Source organism: Enterobacter bugandensis (genome assembly GCF_900324475.1).
In the GTDB taxonomy this organism is placed as follows: Bacteria; Pseudomonadota; Gammaproteobacteria; order Enterobacterales; family Enterobacteriaceae; genus Enterobacter; species Enterobacter bugandensis.
This window is the reverse complement of sequence record NZ_LT992502.1, coordinates 3,950,212-3,965,747: the sequence shown is the minus strand read 5'-3', so window position 1 is coordinate 3,965,747 and position 15,536 is coordinate 3,950,212. Positions and strand designations below refer to the sequence as shown.

General features: G+C 56.6%; 10 protein-coding genes and 1 pseudogene. 4 read left to right on the top strand and 7 right to left on the bottom strand.

What is annotated here, in order from left to right; translation table 11 throughout:
• Positions 1-61: 61 nt before the first annotated feature.
• Positions 62-1,924, top strand: coding sequence for a bifunctional glutathionylspermidine amidase/synthase (gene gss / locus DG357_RS19130; protein WP_088204265.1), 1,863 nt, complete (start codon positions 62-64; stop codon positions 1,922-1,924).
• A gap of 54 nt (positions 1,925-1,978) precedes the next feature.
• Here gss and pgaD read toward each other — a convergent pair whose 3' ends face one another.
• The 5 genes and pseudogenes from pgaD to DG357_RS23005 all read right to left on the bottom strand — a co-directional run bounded on the left by pgaD (position 1,979) and on the right by DG357_RS23005 (position 8,510).
• Entirely contained in the window at positions 1,979-2,413 is a 435-nt protein-coding gene (pgaD, locus tag DG357_RS19125) for a poly-beta-1,6-N-acetyl-D-glucosamine biosynthesis protein PgaD (RefSeq protein WP_045260787.1), read from the bottom strand.
• A complete protein-coding gene (gene pgaC, locus DG357_RS19120) occupies positions 2,410-3,741 on the bottom strand; it encodes a poly-beta-1,6-N-acetyl-D-glucosamine synthase (protein WP_069732704.1) in 1,332 nt (443 codons plus the stop codon). The genes pgaD and pgaC overlap by 4 nt, the downstream gene beginning before the upstream one ends.
• Entirely contained in the window at positions 3,734-5,671 is a 1,938-nt protein-coding gene (gene pgaB / locus DG357_RS19115) for a poly-beta-1,6-N-acetyl-D-glucosamine N-deacetylase PgaB (RefSeq protein WP_047367405.1), read from the bottom strand. Before pgaB ends, pgaC begins: the two co-directional genes overlap by 8 nt.
• Before the next feature lie 8 nt (positions 5,672-5,679).
• Positions 5,680-8,116, bottom strand: a pseudogene (gene pgaA / locus DG357_RS19110) (poly-beta-1,6 N-acetyl-D-glucosamine export porin PgaA).
• A 130-nt stretch (positions 8,117-8,246) separates the two neighbouring features.
• On the bottom strand, positions 8,247-8,510 hold the full coding sequence (locus DG357_RS23005; RefSeq protein ID WP_131701651.1) for a hypothetical protein: 264 nt from the start codon (positions 8,508-8,510) through the stop codon (positions 8,247-8,249).
• A 279-nt stretch (positions 8,511-8,789) separates the two neighbouring features.
• Here DG357_RS23005 and DG357_RS19105 point away from each other — a divergent pair, with 279 nt between their 5' ends.
• On the top strand, positions 8,790-9,317 hold the full coding sequence (locus tag DG357_RS19105; protein WP_088204263.1) for a helix-turn-helix domain-containing protein: 528 nt from the start codon (positions 8,790-8,792) through the stop codon (positions 9,315-9,317).
• Positions 9,318-9,378: 61 nt separating this feature from the next.
• On the opposite strand, the gene DG357_RS19100 is transcribed toward DG357_RS19105, so the two are convergent.
• Together DG357_RS19100 and DG357_RS19095 are read right to left on the bottom strand one after the other, a co-directional pair.
• A complete protein-coding gene (locus DG357_RS19100) occupies positions 9,379-12,396 on the bottom strand; it encodes an autotransporter outer membrane beta-barrel domain-containing protein (protein WP_088204262.1) in 3,018 nt (1,005 codons plus the stop codon).
• A 114-nt stretch (positions 12,397-12,510) separates the two neighbouring features.
• On the bottom strand, positions 12,511-12,825 hold the full coding sequence (locus tag DG357_RS19095; RefSeq protein ID WP_028014394.1) for a lipoprotein: 315 nt from the start codon (positions 12,823-12,825) through the stop codon (positions 12,511-12,513).
• Positions 12,826-13,000: 175 nt separating this feature from the next.
• On the opposite strand from DG357_RS19095, the gene DG357_RS19090 reads away from it, so the two are divergent.
• Together DG357_RS19090 and DG357_RS19085 are read left to right on the top strand one after the other, a co-directional pair.
• Complete coding sequence (locus DG357_RS19090) at positions 13,001-13,633, top strand: response regulator transcription factor (RefSeq protein ID WP_028014393.1); 633 nt, start codon at positions 13,001-13,003, stop codon at positions 13,631-13,633.
• Complete coding sequence (locus DG357_RS19085) at positions 13,630-15,417, top strand: hybrid sensor histidine kinase/response regulator (RefSeq protein WP_048959539.1); 1,788 nt, start codon at positions 13,630-13,632, stop codon at positions 15,415-15,417. The genes DG357_RS19090 and DG357_RS19085 overlap by 4 nt, the downstream gene beginning before the upstream one ends.
• The last annotated feature ends 119 nt before the right edge of the window (positions 15,418-15,536 follow it).

The window sequence follows — 15,536 nt, the reverse complement described above, 5'->3', positions numbered from 1 at the left end:
ACAACGTGCAGACGACGACAACCCATAAAAAATTGCCGCCTGCCTGTTTTAGGTTGGATACATGCGTAAAGGAAAGTTAAGCAGTGATGCGCCATTCGGGACGTTGTTAGGCTATGCGCCGGGTGGCGTGGCGATTTACTCATCAAATTACGGCAGTCTGGATCCGCGAAAATACCCGGAAGACGCGGATTTCCGCAGCTATATCGGCAACGAATACATGGGCCACAAGTGGCAGTGCGTTGAGTTTGCCCGCCGTTTCCTGTTCCTCAACTATGGCTTCGTGTTTACCGACGTCGGCATGGCGTGGGAAATCTTCTCCCTGCGCTTTTTACGCCAGGTGGTGAACGATAACATTCTGCCCCTTCAGGCTTTTGCCAACGGCTCGAAGCGCGCACCGCGCGCCGGGGCGCTGCTGATCTGGCAAAAAGGCGGCGAGTTTCACGAGACCGGCCACGTTGCGGTGATTACCCAGCTTCTGGACGATAAGGTGCGTATTGCGGAGCAGAACGTGATTCACTCCCCGCTGCCGCTTGGGCAGCAGTGGACGCGCGAACTGCGTCTGAGCGTGGAGAATGGCTGCTATACCCTTCATGACACCTTCAGCGATACCGAAATTCTCGGCTGGATGATCCAGACGGACGACACGGAGCACAGCATTACCCAGCCTGAACCGGACGGTGAACTGCTGAAAATCCGCGGCGCGCGGCTGAAAAACAAACGTCAGTTCGACGGAAAATGGCTGAACGAAAATGACGCGCTGCAGCAGGCATATATCCGCGCCAACGGCCATGTGATCAACAAAGATCCCTGCCAGTACTTCACCATTACCGAAAGCGCCGAGCAGGAGCTGATCAAGGCCACCAACGAACTGCACCTGATGTACCTGCACGCGACGGACAAGGTGCTGAAAGACGACAATCTGCTGGCGCTGTTCGACATCCCGAAAATCCTCTGGCCGCGCCTGCGCCTCTCCTGGCAGTGGCGTCGCCACCATATGATCACCGGTCGTATGGATTTCTGCATGGATGAGCGCGGGATTAAGGTCTACGAGTACAATGCCGACTCCGCGTCTTGTCACACAGAAGGCGGGTTGATCCTCGAAGAGTGGGTCAAAAACGGCTATCGCGGCAGCGGGCACAACCCGGCGGAAGGCCTGCTGGAAGAGCTGACCGGCGCATGGAAGCACAGCCACGCCCGGCCGTTCGTCCACATCATGCAGGACAACGATGTCGAAGAGGACTATCACGCGCTCTTTATCCAGCGTTCTCTGCTGCAGGCCGGATTTGAAACCAAAATTCTGCACGGGCTTGGCGCCCTGAGCTGGGATGCTGCCGGGCAGCTGATTGACGACGAGGGTCGCCACGTCAACTGCGTGTGGAAAACCTGGGCGTGGGAGACGGCGATAGAGCAGATCCGCGAGGTCAGCGAAACCGAATACGCCGCCGTGCCGATCCGCACCGGGCATCCTGAGGGCGAAGTGCGCCTGATTGATGTTCTGCTGCGCCCGGAAGTGCTGGTCTTTGAACCGCTGTGGACCGTTATTCCCGGCAACAAGGCGATTCTTCCGGTACTGTGGCAACTGTTCCCGAACCACCGTTACCTGCTCGACACCGATTTTGAGGTGAACGACCTGCTGAAGCAGACCGGATACGCCGTCAAGCCGATTGCCGGACGCTGCGGCAGCAATATCGATCTCATCAGCGCCCAGGACGAACTGCTGGATAAATCCAGCGGCAAGTTTGTTGACCGCAAAAATATCTACCAGCAGCTCTGGTGCCTGCCAAACGTCGACGGCAAGTACATTCAGGTCTGTACCTTTACCGTGGGCGGGAACTACGGTGGGACCTGCCTGCGCGGTGATGACTCGCTGGTGGTGAAAAAAGAGAGCGATATCGAGCCGCTGATTGTACTGAAGGATAAGTAACGTGCATCTGCGCTAAAAAAGCCCCCGCAGGGTATTCTCTGTGGGGGCTTTTTGTTACTGCGCTTCCTCGTCCTGCTGCGCGCTGGTTTTCAGTTCGATGATGCGTCCAATCTGGTCATGATAAACCGTCAGCAGGTTGTGCTGGCTCATCTCCGAGATGAGCTGCGGTGAGACGTTAAAGCTGCGGGCAAGTTCGTCATGATGCAACAAGCCCGGCTGACGTCGTCTTACGTTCGCGCGGCGGCGGTTGTACTGATACCACAAAATCAGCAGCCAGCCGTTGAGCGCGGCGAACAGCAAATAGATCAACACCGTATTAAAGGAGGCAATAATCACGCTCCACCGGTGGTCGCTCTCCTCGGTTAACTGCATCCACAGCCTGGCATACAGGAAGAACAGAAACCCGCCCCACGCCACCACGGTTAACGCGGCATCAAAAAGTCGTGGCAGCAACCGATGTTCAGTCAAAATTAAGGTATTTTCATTCATTGAAGGCTTCCTTTTCCCCTGTCCGGACTGATCCAGCGCGCGCGGGCGCGCTGACGTTTAAGCATGACTTTTGGAAATGCGACGAGGGTGGTGAACAGACCAATCATCCAGTAGACCATCGGGAACCAAATCACCCAGAAAAGCGAGCTTGCCACCTTGCGCTCATAGCGCCGCTCGATGTACAAGCTGACCAGGAACTGCAGCAGGCACATCACGCCCAGCAGCAGCCCGGTAAACGCCGGGGGAAACAGGGTTTCAACGGTCAGCCTGGCGGGAATGGGCGCGACGTGGCTGATGATGTACAGCAGCACCGTTATCGCATACGCGAAGGCCCACAGCGTTGATAGCGCGTACTCCAGAAACAGGGGCCACATACGGTGATGCTCCCAGCGCACCATCTTGCGCAGGTTCACCAGAAATACCTCCGCGCCGCCCTGTGCCCAGCGCAGACGCTGCTTCCACAGGCCCTTCAGCGTCTCCGGCATCAGGATCCAGCACAGCGCCCGCGGCTCGAAAAAGATATCCCAGTGGCGCAGCTGGAGCTTCCAACTGATGTCGATGTCTTCGGTGATCATGTCCGGGCTCCAGTACCCGACGTCCGCCAGCGCCTGTCGGCGAAAGGCGGCGATGACGCCGGAGACGGTAAAGACCCGGCCATAGATCCGCTGCGTCCGCTTGATGAGCCCAATGATGGACGAAAACTCGCCAACCTGAATGCGGCCAATCAGCGTGGAGCGCGTGCGAATGCGCGGGTTCCCGGTAACCGCCCCGACGTGGGGATACTGAATCAGCGGCGCGACCAGATAGGCCGCGGTGTCGCGGTCGAGCAGGGCGTCGCCGTCAATGCAGACCAGCAGATCGCCCCGGGCCGCCGCCGCCCCGGCTTTGAGCGCCACGGCTTTTCCCTGGTTCTCCGCGAGGTTAATCACCCGCAGGCGCGGCTGCTCCAGCGCCAACTGCTGCAGCACCTGCGCGGTGTTATCAGACGAGCCGTCGTTGATGGCGATCACTTCGATATTCCCGTACCGCTGAGCCAGCGCGGCGCTGATGGTCTCTCTGGCGTTTCTTTCCTCATTGAAGCAGGGGATCAGAATAGAGATGAGCGGCTCGCCGGCGAGCGTCGGGGCGGGCGTGTCTTTATCCCACGACCAGCGGCGTTCAAGCTGAAACCAGAAATAGAGGCCGCCGGTAACCCAGAGCACGGACATAAACAGCGGCCAGAAGAAGACAAAATCCAGAATCAGCTCGCCGGTAAAGAGGGCGGCCACTCCTAACGGCAGCCCGAATACCAGACACAAAATTGAAAAGGCGATTATGCGATCAGTCATTGTCAGGGTACCAGTAGGAAGAAAAGACGGGCCTGATGCGCGAGATATCAGGCTGGTTATTGATGAAATCGTCAGGGTAGTAGCCGTAGTTTTTGATGCCGTTCAGCTGGAGGACGCGCATCCACGCCGCAAGCTGACTGTCGGAGACGGCGCGCTGCGGCTTCTGCTCCCAGTCTCTGGCCTGCAGCTCGAAAATGGTTTTATCCAGCGCGCCGGGCCGCGCGGCGACGGCCTTGATCAAACGCGTCAGCCAGGCATTGCTCTCGTTCGCCGGAACGGACTCCATCAGCGGCATGGCCATCGGCACCGTCCAGTCATAGGCCGCCAGAAAATCATCGAGATTCTGCGCAAACCACGCTTCGCTTTCGGGCTGCAGAATGGGAAGGACGAACATATTGCGCGCGGTTTTTATCTGCGGGCCGCGGATGTGCTTCACCGCCTGGCTCAGAGCGCGGGTAAATCCGATAAGCCTTCGGCTTTTCTGGCGCGTCGTGTCCTGCCCGGCAGCGTCAACGTCCGTCAGTACCGCATCGTCATGGAACAGGATCCCGTTGAAGCTGGCATGGCGGGCCAGATCTTCATAGATTTCCGTCACCTGCAGGCGAACCTGCGGGTCCCACGGTGAAAGCCTGATGTAGGGCTCATTGGCCTCGCGCAGCTGGCCGGTTCGATCGTCCCGGCGCTGCACGCGCGGCAGGGCAGGATCGAGATCGAACGAGAGCACCGGCATCCACGCGTAGACCTTCACCCCCGCGCGGGTTTGCAGCTGCCAGGATACGAAGTTAAAGAGATCGGCCCGGACCGGAAGCCGGCGGTTGGGGAAATAGAGCGCCCTGATCCTGCCATCGCCCTGCGGGTCGGCAAACGCCTGCAGGAAGACGTGGCTGATTTTCATGTCGTAGACCCGCTGGATCAGCCTGTTGATGTTTTGGGTCTGCTGAGCCGGATCGGGATCGTAAACGTAGTCGAGATCGACGTGCATCACGCGCACGGGATCGTGCTCCTGAACCCGGCTGACCGAACTGGCAAACGCTTTGAGCGAGGGGTTGCCGGCGATCAGCAAACGGGGAATGCTACCGAGATTGCGCACGTCACCCAGCCCGTCCTCCAGGGTAAAGGCCAGCCGGTAGCCCTGCTGCCTGGCGATGGCGAGCGACGTACCGCTGGCGGCACCGTAAGGCCAGACCCAGGCGCGCGGCGCTTTGCCCGTCACCTGCGCGATTTTCTCCGTCACCTTACGGACGTCATCGCCGATCCGCTGGCTGAACTGCTGGTCAGTTTCATAGCGCCCCGTCGCTTTATCATAAAAGCGGTTGGCGATGGCCGGTTCGCGGCTGCCCTGCGGGTTGGCGACGATGCCGTAATGCGAGGCCCAGGTATGCGATCCGATCTCAACCAGCGGAGACTGGCTGAGCTCGTGCACCATGTCCCAGGTCGCGAAGCGATCCCGGGGCGTCATCAGGCCGCCAAAGTTCACCTTCTGGTTTGCTGGCGTATCCACCCAACTGCCCACCGGCGCCCAGAGCGCAGGCACGTTCCAGGCCTTAAGCAGCGGCCAGACGCGGGTGTAGAAGCTGCTGTAGCCGTCGTCAAAGCTGAGCAGAACGGCTTTCGGCGGCAGCGATTTTTTGCCGTCATGCGCGTCCAGAATGTCCTGCACGCTGATGGCGTGATAGCCGTTGTGCAGAAGCCAGCTAATCTGCTCGTTTAGCGCGCTGGTGCGCACGGAGAGGTAGCGCTGATCGGCGGCATCGTCTTCGACGTCGTGGTAGGCCAGCACCAGAAACTGGTTCTGCGGCCAGGGTTTGCTCGCCTCCGGCTGCGGCCGCTCGCTGGGCGCAACGAACGAGATCGCCTGCGCCCAGACGCTCGCGCTGAGGCAGAGCCAGCCGATGAGGATCAGGCTCACGGAAAAACGTGTGTTCAGCATATTCATCCTTAAAAGCGTAAAGTCGCGTCAAGCGTGACGGAGAGGTTGCTCTCGCGTTTGCCGTCGTAAGGGCGTTTATCCCAGTTCAGCATCACGCCGGTATCAATGACGTTATTCCACTGGACGCGTTGCCCGTAGCCCAGCAGGGCGATGGCGCCAACGGACTGGTTTTTCTGCCAGTAGCTGCCGCCTCCCGCCACCAACTGCTGGCTCCAGAGGGTGCCGTAATGGCGGTACATCTCATGGTCCACGGACAGGGCGGCCGTCACGGACAGATCCCGCGCCGGGTTGTAATAGAGCGTGTCCCGCAGGCTGTTTTTACTGGCGGCGATCCCCGGTTCAAGATCCAGCGTCAGGGTCGGGGTCTGCCAGAGACGCTCCTTACCCGTAAGGGTGTATTCCTGTCGGCGATTATGGTCTGAGAAGCGGCTGACGGCGGCGCTGAACTGGTACTCACGGCGCTCGTTTTGATACCAGCGGATCCCGCCTTCACCCCGGTTGGCGCTAATCCCGTTGCGTAGTGCCCGTAGCGGCGCGGTGCGGGATAAGCGTTCAAGGCTGCCGCTGACCTGCCAGTTATCATTGAGAAAGTACGTGGTTGAGAGGCGAGCACCCGGCTTGTTTTCACCGTGATAGCGGTTGCTGGATACCTCGGCTTCGAGCTGAAGGTCGCGAGGACGCCACTCGACGCCGCCCAGGAGGTGACGGCTGGTGCCTTTGCCTTCATCGAAATTACCCTGCGCATAGCGGGTACCGCAACAGCCGCCAGCTATCCGCTACCGGTGGACCATAGAGCGTGGCATCCCCGTTCAGGTCGTGCGTCCCGCTGATGGGGTTATCGGAGTGCAAGCCCTTGCTCGCGTTAAGGCGCAGCTCGGACATGTGATGCACCGTTCTGAGCCTGTCCAGACGCCTGGCGCTGCGAGCAACGGGCGCGCGGGCAAGCACGTCGTCGGCCAGTAAATCCATCTGGCGCCACTCCTGCAGATCCATGGCGACGTAAGCCTGCTGCTGTTCCAGCTCCAGATTAGATGGCTCCAGCGCCTCCGCCCTTTTTAACGTTTGCTCGGCCGCGCGCGGCTGGCCCCGCGCCTGAAGCAGGGTGGCATAGTCAATCTGCAGCCCCTGATTGCCCGGCGCCGTTGTGGCCAGACGGTGCGCCAGCTTCTCCGCATCCGGCAGGGCGTTAGTTGAGAGCAAATAGTTAAATTTGAGCGACTGCCCGGTAAGCCACCGATCGTTGGGCTGCGGAGTGGGCGAGCCGAAATCGTAGCGGGTCCACGGAACGCTGCGGGTCTGGCGCTCAACGTACTGGCGAGCGGCCTGATACTGCCCCGTGTCCAGCCAGGCGTAGAAAAGCGCATGCTCCTCGTCCTGCGGATCGGCGGCGTATTGCGGATAGCGTTGCAGCAGCGAGAAGGCGGCAGTGGCGTTTTTCTCTTGTAGATACGCGGAGATCGCCCAGCCGATCGCCCAGCCCGGCACCGGATGCTGCGCCTCCGTCAGCGCCTGATATTCACGGATGACCTGCGGGTAATCGCCATGCGCGTACAGCGCACCCAGCCTGTCGATACGGGCGAGGATGATGTCTTCCGCTGCCTGCGGTTCGTGTTGCCAGCGTGAGAGCAGGGCGTCGTAACGATTCAGTGCCGTTTGCGCCAGCTGCAGGCGCTCCTTTTCCGTTCTGCCAGGCACGTCGGCAAGGCGAACCCATTCTGCGGCGGCATTAAGCTCCAGACGGCGGCGCTGCGCGGGGGGCAGCGTTACCCTTTGTGACAGCATCAGCGCGGGAGTACTCACCCGGTTATCCGTTAGCGCGTCAGTCAGCTCGCTAAGGAGCGCGTTATTCTCCGGCGCGAGGGTCAGCGCGCGCGTGTCCGCTAAAAGCCGATCCCAGCTTTTTCCCTGGCGTAACCAGACGTACGAAAGCGTCTGAAGATGCGCCGGAGAGGGATCCTCCGTCACCAGCTGGCGGGCTTCCTGCAGAGCGAGCGTATCCATGCGGGCATCGGCCAGGGTTTTGATATAACCGATACGATAATCGTCATTATGTGGCGCAAGGCTACGCGCCTCATTCCACAGTGATAAGGCAGGCTGCCACGCTTTTTGATCTCTTCTGGCCTGCGCGACAGCCGCAACGCCGCGAGCGGGCAGCGGCATATAAATGCCATAGCGCTGCCAGAGCTGAATCACCTCGTCATTACGACCTGCCCACGCAGCCACCTGTAACCAGTCCGCCACTTGCTCGGGCGTCAGAGCATGCTGTTGCTGATACCGCTGAAGATAATTGAGAAACGGCGTGTAATTACCGTTACGTGCCTGTTGAATCTGTTGCTCATAAACGGATTCCGTTGCCTGAACGAGAACAGGAAACAGAAATAGCAGAAACAATAATCCTGGGGCGCGATAAAAGAATAACGTATTGAAGCGAAGCGATCTTTCCATATCTATTTGCCATTTGTTTATCATGAATCCATTGCATAACACGGCCGCCTTTTAACTCTGCGTTAAAGGCCATAAATGAGAACATTAAATCTGAATGCAGTAACGTTATGGGGTACTTACTTTAAGGTAATTATGGAACCTCCTCTTTGGGAACTGGGTGGAAGGTAATGTACACCTGATATGTTGCCGGATAAATATGGTGAAAAGCAGAGGGGTAGTTTTGGGATAATTCTGGAATGAGATGTCTTTTGTGATTATTTTGTATTGAATCTGTATTTGTAACTATTTGATATTGATGTATTTTATTTATGTCTTTTTGAGTTTGTTTATATTCCCGGCGAGGTTTTATTGTAGCAATTAAAGTACTTTCTGGTGCATGTTTGGGAAGTTTCATGACAAAAAGTCTTAATGTTCAGCGAAGTGACTTTTCTGCGATTGTTTTTTATTTATAATTAACGCCAGCCATTGAATGAAAGTCTACAGGAAGTCTTACTCATCAATGTCTGTATTGAGGGATGTTCAACGCCAGAATACATATTGTCGTTAATATTACAGCGCTATAAAACGAAAGCGGCCTTCTTTCTGAAGGTGCGTTCTTGCTTTAATCTAAAAGGGATGGTTAGTGGCAACTTCAATAGTGTTAGTGACCCAGGATCGCTATCTTGTCAGGGGGATGAGGCTATTTTTCCCGGATATTATCCTGCTCGACTCGATTGACAGAAACATATTTGATAACGGTGCAGATGAATATTCTGTGTTGATTGATAGCCGTTCTCCGCTCCGTTTATATGATTACCTGATACGCCATCCGGCCAGAACAAAAAAAACGATCTGCTGCGTTATGCTGGATATGCGACATCGCGAGGAGAATCTACTCAGTATGAAGTTGTTTATGAACACGTCGCTTACGGCGCCGGATATGGCATCGTTATTTAACCTGGTGCTCAATATGAAGGGCAGGCGTCTGACGACCAAGTGGCTGCTTAACTTACGGCTTGGCACGCACGAAGCGATCATGCTGCGGTTGTTGAGGGCAGGGATGTCGATGGAAGCGATTGCCGATGAGCTGAACACGTCGGTGAAGAGCCTCTATCGCAAACGGACAGCGCTGTCGGAACGCCTGGGGGCGGAGAACTTCAACGAGGCGTGTTTGTTTATCTTTAAAAACAAACTGCTGGATGCGTTTGGGAACGATCCCTGAATTCCTGAGAGCCTAAAAGCAAAAACCCGCCACAAGGGCGGGTTCTTTTACTGGAAATAATTCAGAACGACCAGCGCAGATTAGCGTTAACCGAGTTGACGCGGGTATCCGCACCATATTGCCCCTGATAACCCACATCCAGCGTCGCAGCACGCGACAGCTGTACGCTCACGCCGATATCACCCACCATCACGTCCTCATCCACGGCCTGCCCCTGAGTAATGAACGCGTCGCTGCCCGCAAACGCCATGCGCGAAGAGGTATTCTTATCGCCATAGGCGTGCTGCCAGCCCAACGAACCGTAGAGGTTCACGTTCTTCGGCAGCTCGGTCACACCGCGCACCCCGAGGGTGGAGTAGAAGGTGTTCATCGTTTCGTTACTTACGCTCAGCGCGGCGGCACCGCCGTCTTCCCTGAAGCTGTCGGTATGCAGTCGAATGTACGATAAATTGACGAACGGCTCGATATTCATATCAGGCTGGCCGAAGCAGTAGCCCGCTTCGGTGAATGCAAGCAGCGAGTTGGCGTCGTAATCCGACTTCAGCCGATCTGAGAAGCCGCTGAAATCAACGCTGCGCTCGCCTTCGATCTTGTGCCAGGTGTAACCCAGCGCGCCGCGAAGGGAGAACGCATCCTGTTGACCCGCCGCATACAGGCCAAGGTGGTAGTTATCGGTATCCGTTGAGGAACGACGGCTGTCGACGTCGTAATCACCGCGGCTGTAGCCGAAGTAGCCACCGACACGCACGTTATGATCCGCCAGCTTGCGATCTGCCCCCAGCAGGAAGCCGGTGGTGTTGCCGTCCAGCTTGCCCACGTTACCGTCGCCGTCGTTTCGGCTCCAGGAACTGAAGGTCTGGCCCCAGACGCCATTGTTTTGTGGCTCCGGCTGCTGCACCAGCGACATCGCTAACGGTGGTATCGGCAGGCTGTCGTTATCAAACGCGCGCTGCATACGCTGGTTTAAGACGTTAAACACCTGCGTGCTGCCGGCGATCAGGTTGGACTGCATTGACGGATAAACTTCACCGGACAGCTGGTTGAACGCCTCGCGCGCTTCCGGCGCGCTGAGTACCAGCAGCGAGTTATACAGCGCCAGCGACGGGCCGCTTTGCGTCAGGGTGGAGAGCGCGCCGGCGGTATTCCACTGGTTGCTGCTTTTGGCGACGGTCTGGAAAATCCCCGGCTTGCCGCTGCCCGGATTCTCACTGCCAGGGTTTTCTCCGCCCGGGTTCTCACCGCCTGGGTTTCCTCCTCCTGGGTTTCCTCCTCCTGGATTTTCACCTCCCGGGTTTTCGCCTCCCGGATTCTCGCCGCCGGTCTCTTTCTGCGCGATGGTCAGATCGACGGCGTTGGTGCTCTGGTTGAGCGCCACGTCCAGGAAGGCGGATTTAGACACCGCCCCCGCGAACTGACCGTCAATTCCCCCGTCGGAGGTTAAAATGCGGTAGCTTTGGCCCGTTTTGTAGCTGGTTTGCGGATCCAGCGCGGTGACCTGTACCTGAGCCCGATCGCTGATGGTCGTTTTGCCTGCGACCAGCAGCTGGTCGCTGCGGCCATCACCGGCGATATCGACATCATAGAAAGAGTCACCCACAAAATTCAGATAACGTTTCAGCGTCAGCGTGCCGATATCACCATCCCCTGGCGAGATATGCCCGCCGGAAAGGATCTCGGTCTGACCCAGCGTGCCGTTCCCTCCCAGCGTTCCGCCGGCCTTGATTGAGGCGGCGCTGCTGTAGCCCAGCCCGTCGCTAACGTCGGATCCCGCCGTCGCGTTGAGGATCAGCGTCCCGCCGTTCTCGGCGCTAAGGGTCTGAATATCAAAAATATCGTCTTCTGGCTGGGTGTTGATGTTGCTGGCGATAATGACTTTGCCACCGCGCGCGGTCACGTTCGCCTGAAGGGCTGAAAGATCGCCATTCAGCGTTGTCTGCCCGGAAGTATTGATCACCTCACCTTCGCCGCTCATCTTGTTGCTGAAGACGTAATTTTCGTCGGTATGGTTGAAGTAGACATAGCTGCCGAACAGCCCGCCGCGCAGGCTGATTGCCGTATTCGCATCGAGAGTACCCGCGCCGCCCGCTGTGCCAAGCGTTGGCTCAGTTAAACCCGTTCCGGTGTCCATATTGCCGCGGCTGCCGACAATGAGCGCACCCCGGTTCGAGCCGGAACCCGAGGTCCCCACGATCAGCGTATTGCTGCCAGCGGAAAATGAACCGCCGTCAATCACCGACAGCACGCCATTGCCATAATCGCCCACGCTCACGCTGCTGCCGCTGGTAAAGCGCGAGTCTTTGCCCGCAATAACCAGCTCGGCGGTTTTACCTGCCCCGGAGACGCCCGCCACCTGCACGCCGCCAACGTTAACCGCACCGCCGTTCAGCACGTCCAGGTCGCCATAAAGCGTCAACGTACGGCCAACGTTCCACTGTGAGCCGCTCCCCGTGACGGTGGCTTTCGGGCTTAGCGTGTCGGTTTCACCCGGCCCGGTACCGTTGCCGATGCGCGCATCGTAGGCGGTGCTGAGCGCCGCGCCGTCTTCAATCGCCAGCGTGGAGCGTGCCCCCAGATCGGTACCTACGCTGAGAAAATTACTGGTCACGCGAGAGCCGGCGCCAGTGGCGATAAGGTGGCTGTCGTAGCCGCGGGTGGTGCCGACAACGATTTCTTTTGCGCTGGCCAGCGCGCCTTCTTCGACTCGCAGGGTGCCGAGGCCAAGATTGAGGTCGCCGCGCAGGACGTACTGATCGTTCACTGCGTTAAGCTCAGCGTTTGGCCCACGGACCGTGACCACGCTTTCATAAATTTGGCCGTCGAACAGCCGACCGATGTTGATGTTATAGGCGGTGATTTTGCCATTATCGATCAGCAGGTTTCCGGGTTGATTACGTCCAACGTAAACATCTCCGGTGTAACCCAGCGTTTCGGTTATACGCGCCTCGCCATCAAAAATGGCATCGGCTGCGCGCGCGAAATCGGCAGGTGAAAGCAGTAACAGCGGCGCGGAAAATAGAGCGAGGTAAAGTCTGGAAAGCGGCGTCTTAACCGCTAAAGCATGCGATGTAGAGTTATTCACGGGCTATCTCCGTACTCATTAGCGTGATGTCTGGAAAATCGTTTTTATGAAAACTCAGATACGTCAGAAAATATAAAAGGCGTTATTTATGTACGCCTTTTCATTTGCCGTTAATTATTTATGCGTGACAACAGGGGTACAGGTTGGTGCGCTGAGCGTCGGGGCGGATCCTAAAATCCCCGGCATCATCATTGATGAGCAATCGAAAATACGCCCTTTTTCCGTCGTAGCGCGATAAGACAGTTTTTGCCCTCCCAGTGCGTCCGGCTGGGCGCCATTAACATTGGTCACGGTTATTTCATCCGATGAGCCCAACCCCAGCATTTTAGCGGTCTCCGCCTGCAGGAGTGGAATAGCCTGATCGGTTTTTAGCGTGGAACAACCGGCGAGCATCAACGTAACGCTTAAAAAGATGAGTGGTTTTTTCATAAATTATCCTTGATATCCAATCAGTTAATTTCACTGATTGTATTTATGTTTTCATTTACCCAAATCAGCGAATAATATATTTCCCTTTCCTAATCGAAAAAACCCTCCTAAAGTAGGGTGGGTAGATAATAATTCATCTGTACACTCAGATATGCGAAGGTAAAAGGAGGATCCTTTGGGGCAGAATTATGCGTTGGTCGTTGATGACCATCCATTGGTAGCAAGCGGCATCGCTAATTTTCTGATTTCACATTGCCAGTTTAAGCAGGCGAGCGTGGTGACGAATGAGGAAGATTGCTACCGTCAAATTAGGGATAATGGCCCGCCGCGTTTGCTGGTAATCGATTTTTGGCTTTCGTCCGGAACGGCACTGAAATTACTCAAAGAAGTAAAACAACATTACCCACAGGTACGGTTCCTGGTGGTCAGCGGGGACGACAATAATGACATCTGGCAGAAAGTTCACGCCGCCGGGGGACACGGATTTGTATTGAAAAGCGAACCGCCTGAAATGTTCTCACGGGCCGTTTGTGCACTCCTTGATAATCTGACCTGGTTTCCTGAGAGAAACGATTTTCCCGTTGAATCGAATAATGAGAAGTTAAGTAAATTTAACTTAACGCCGCGACAAATAGACGTTTTAAATATGATTATGCGCGGCCTGCCAAATAAACGAATCGCCGCGCAGCTTTCAATTTCTGAGCCCACGGTCAAAGAACACATCAGCAATATATTGAAAAAGATAGGCGTTAACAGCCGGGTCGAAGCTATCACGCTTCTGCATGGCAAGCGGGAATCATCAGAATGAGATTTTTCCAGAGCTTACAGAAAGATGGTATCTCATCTCCCGCGCAGATCCGTTTGCTAAACAACACTTTTTTGCGGCTGGTGTTCAGCTTTAGCGCGGTGCCATTTGTCGGTATCCCTTTTGCCATCTGGATCTATTTGCTGGGCGATGAACTTGGCCCAACCATTATCTGGATAATTATTTACCTGCTATGTGCCGTGGCAATCCGCATATTGCACCGACGCTACCAGCGCGAAGTGAAAGAGCATGATGAAGAGGACGTCCTGCGCCGCTGGCTTCCGCGCATAAATAAGATCGCTTTTATTCACGGGCTGGGGATTTCATCTCTCTATTTAATTACTCCGCAGACGCAGAACTTTGACTTTTTCCTGCTCCTTAATATCAGTATTGCCGCCATCGTCGCCGCCAATGCGACGCATCTGACGCCAGTCATCAGCACCTTTACGTGTTTTTTCTTCGCCTCCTGGGGAGTATTGAATATCGGCATCATCTGGCGGCTGGACGAGCTGATATTCATTGTGCTGATGCTGAACCTGCTGTACGGCTTCGCCATTTACCGCCATGCGTTAACGTCGCACGCGTACTTTATTCAGCAAGCGCTGCTTGAGGAAAAAAGCTCACGCCTGGCAGAACAGTTTCGCCAGGCCAAAGAGGAAGCGGAGCAGGCGCTGCTGGATAAAAATCAGTTCCTGACGACAGCCAGCCACGACCTGCGTCAGCCGGTACACGCCATGGGCTTTCTGATCGAAGCGATTATCCACCGAAACCGGGACGACAGCCTGACGCCCCAGCTGCTTGACCTGCAGCAGAGCGTTCGCTCGGTGCATTTGATGTTCAATTCTCTGCTCGACCTCAGCAAGATTGAATCCGGAAAAGTGCTCACTGCCCCTACCAAAGTGGACATCGGCGCTCTGCTCGACTCGGTGATCACGCTGTTTCGCGAAGAGGCCAACAGCCGTGCACTTAGGCTGTCCACCCGTCGACCCAAACGCCGCATCCACGTGATGGGCGACCCGCTGCTGGTGCGACAATCGCTGATTAACCTGATTCAAAACGCCCTTCGCTACACGCAGCAGGGCGGCGTGCTGGTTGCCATCCGACCGCGCGGTGACGAGTGCCTGGTGGAGGTGTGGGACACGGGTGTCGGTATCGCTGATGACGAGAAAGGTAAAATCTTCTCCCCTTACTACCGCCCCGAACTGGCCTGGAAGATCGACAGCGCCGGACACGGGCTGGGCCTCGCCGTGGTTGCCCGCTGTGCCAGGCTGATGAAGGTGAAGTACGGGATGCAATCCATAGAAGGTAAAGGCTCACGCTTCTGGATGCGCTTCACTCAATATGCTGGCGAAGAGAACGCGACGGACATCCCGCCCGCCGATAACAACGCCTCTGCGCCGGTACGCTATGCGCCGCTTCGCGGTTCTTGCCTGGTTGTCGATGACGACCCGCTGGTGACGTCAGCCTGGGAGAGCCTTATGAGCGTTTGGGGAATCAAGGTGCGCTGCGCGGCCTCCGCTGAAGAAGCGTTCGCCATCATCGACGACGGCTTCACCCCGTTCGCCGTGCTGTGCGACCAGCGCCTGCGATCCGGCGAAAGCGGCTTCGACATCCTGAAAGCGCTTTTTGAACGTCTGCCGGACATGAGCGGCGCGATGGTCAGCGGCGAATTTAATTCGCCGGTTCTGCTGGAGGCGGAGCAGGAAGGGTATCTGGTGCTGCGCAAACCTCTGGAGCCGGCTAAACTGCATGCGCTGCTGACGCAGTGGTCAGGATGTCGTGGATAGGGGAATAGATAATAGCAGCATTGCGCTTCACTGTAGGGCCTAATTAATGATTTCATCGTGCATGATTCAGCCTCCTGTAGTGATCTGCATGTTGCTTCTACCGGGCAGGGCGGGAGATG

Bases quoted from the DNA above. Each gene is read 5' to 3' on its own strand.
- gss (WP_088204265.1), top strand. From the start codon at position 62: ATGCGTAAAGGAAAGTTAAGCAGTGATGCGCCATTCGGGACGTTGTTA.
- pgaD (WP_045260787.1), bottom strand. From the start codon at position 2,413: ATGAATGAAAATACCTTAATTTTGACTGAACATCGGTTGCTGCCACGA.
- pgaC (WP_069732704.1), bottom strand. From the start codon at position 3,741: ATGACTGATCGCATAATCGCCTTTTCAATTTTGTGTCTGGTATTCGGG.
- pgaB (WP_047367405.1), bottom strand. From the start codon at position 5,671: ATGCTGAACACACGTTTTTCCGTGAGCCTGATCCTCATCGGCTGGCTC.
- DG357_RS23005 (WP_131701651.1), bottom strand. From the start codon at position 8,510: ATGAAACTTCCCAAACATGCACCAGAAAGTACTTTAATTGCTACAATA.
- DG357_RS19105 (WP_088204263.1), top strand. From the start codon at position 8,790: ATGAGGCTATTTTTCCCGGATATTATCCTGCTCGACTCGATTGACAGA.
- DG357_RS19095 (WP_028014394.1), bottom strand. From the start codon at position 12,825: ATGAAAAAACCACTCATCTTTTTAAGCGTTACGTTGATGCTCGCCGGT.
- DG357_RS19085 (WP_048959539.1), top strand. From the start codon at position 13,630: ATGAGATTTTTCCAGAGCTTACAGAAAGATGGTATCTCATCTCCCGCG.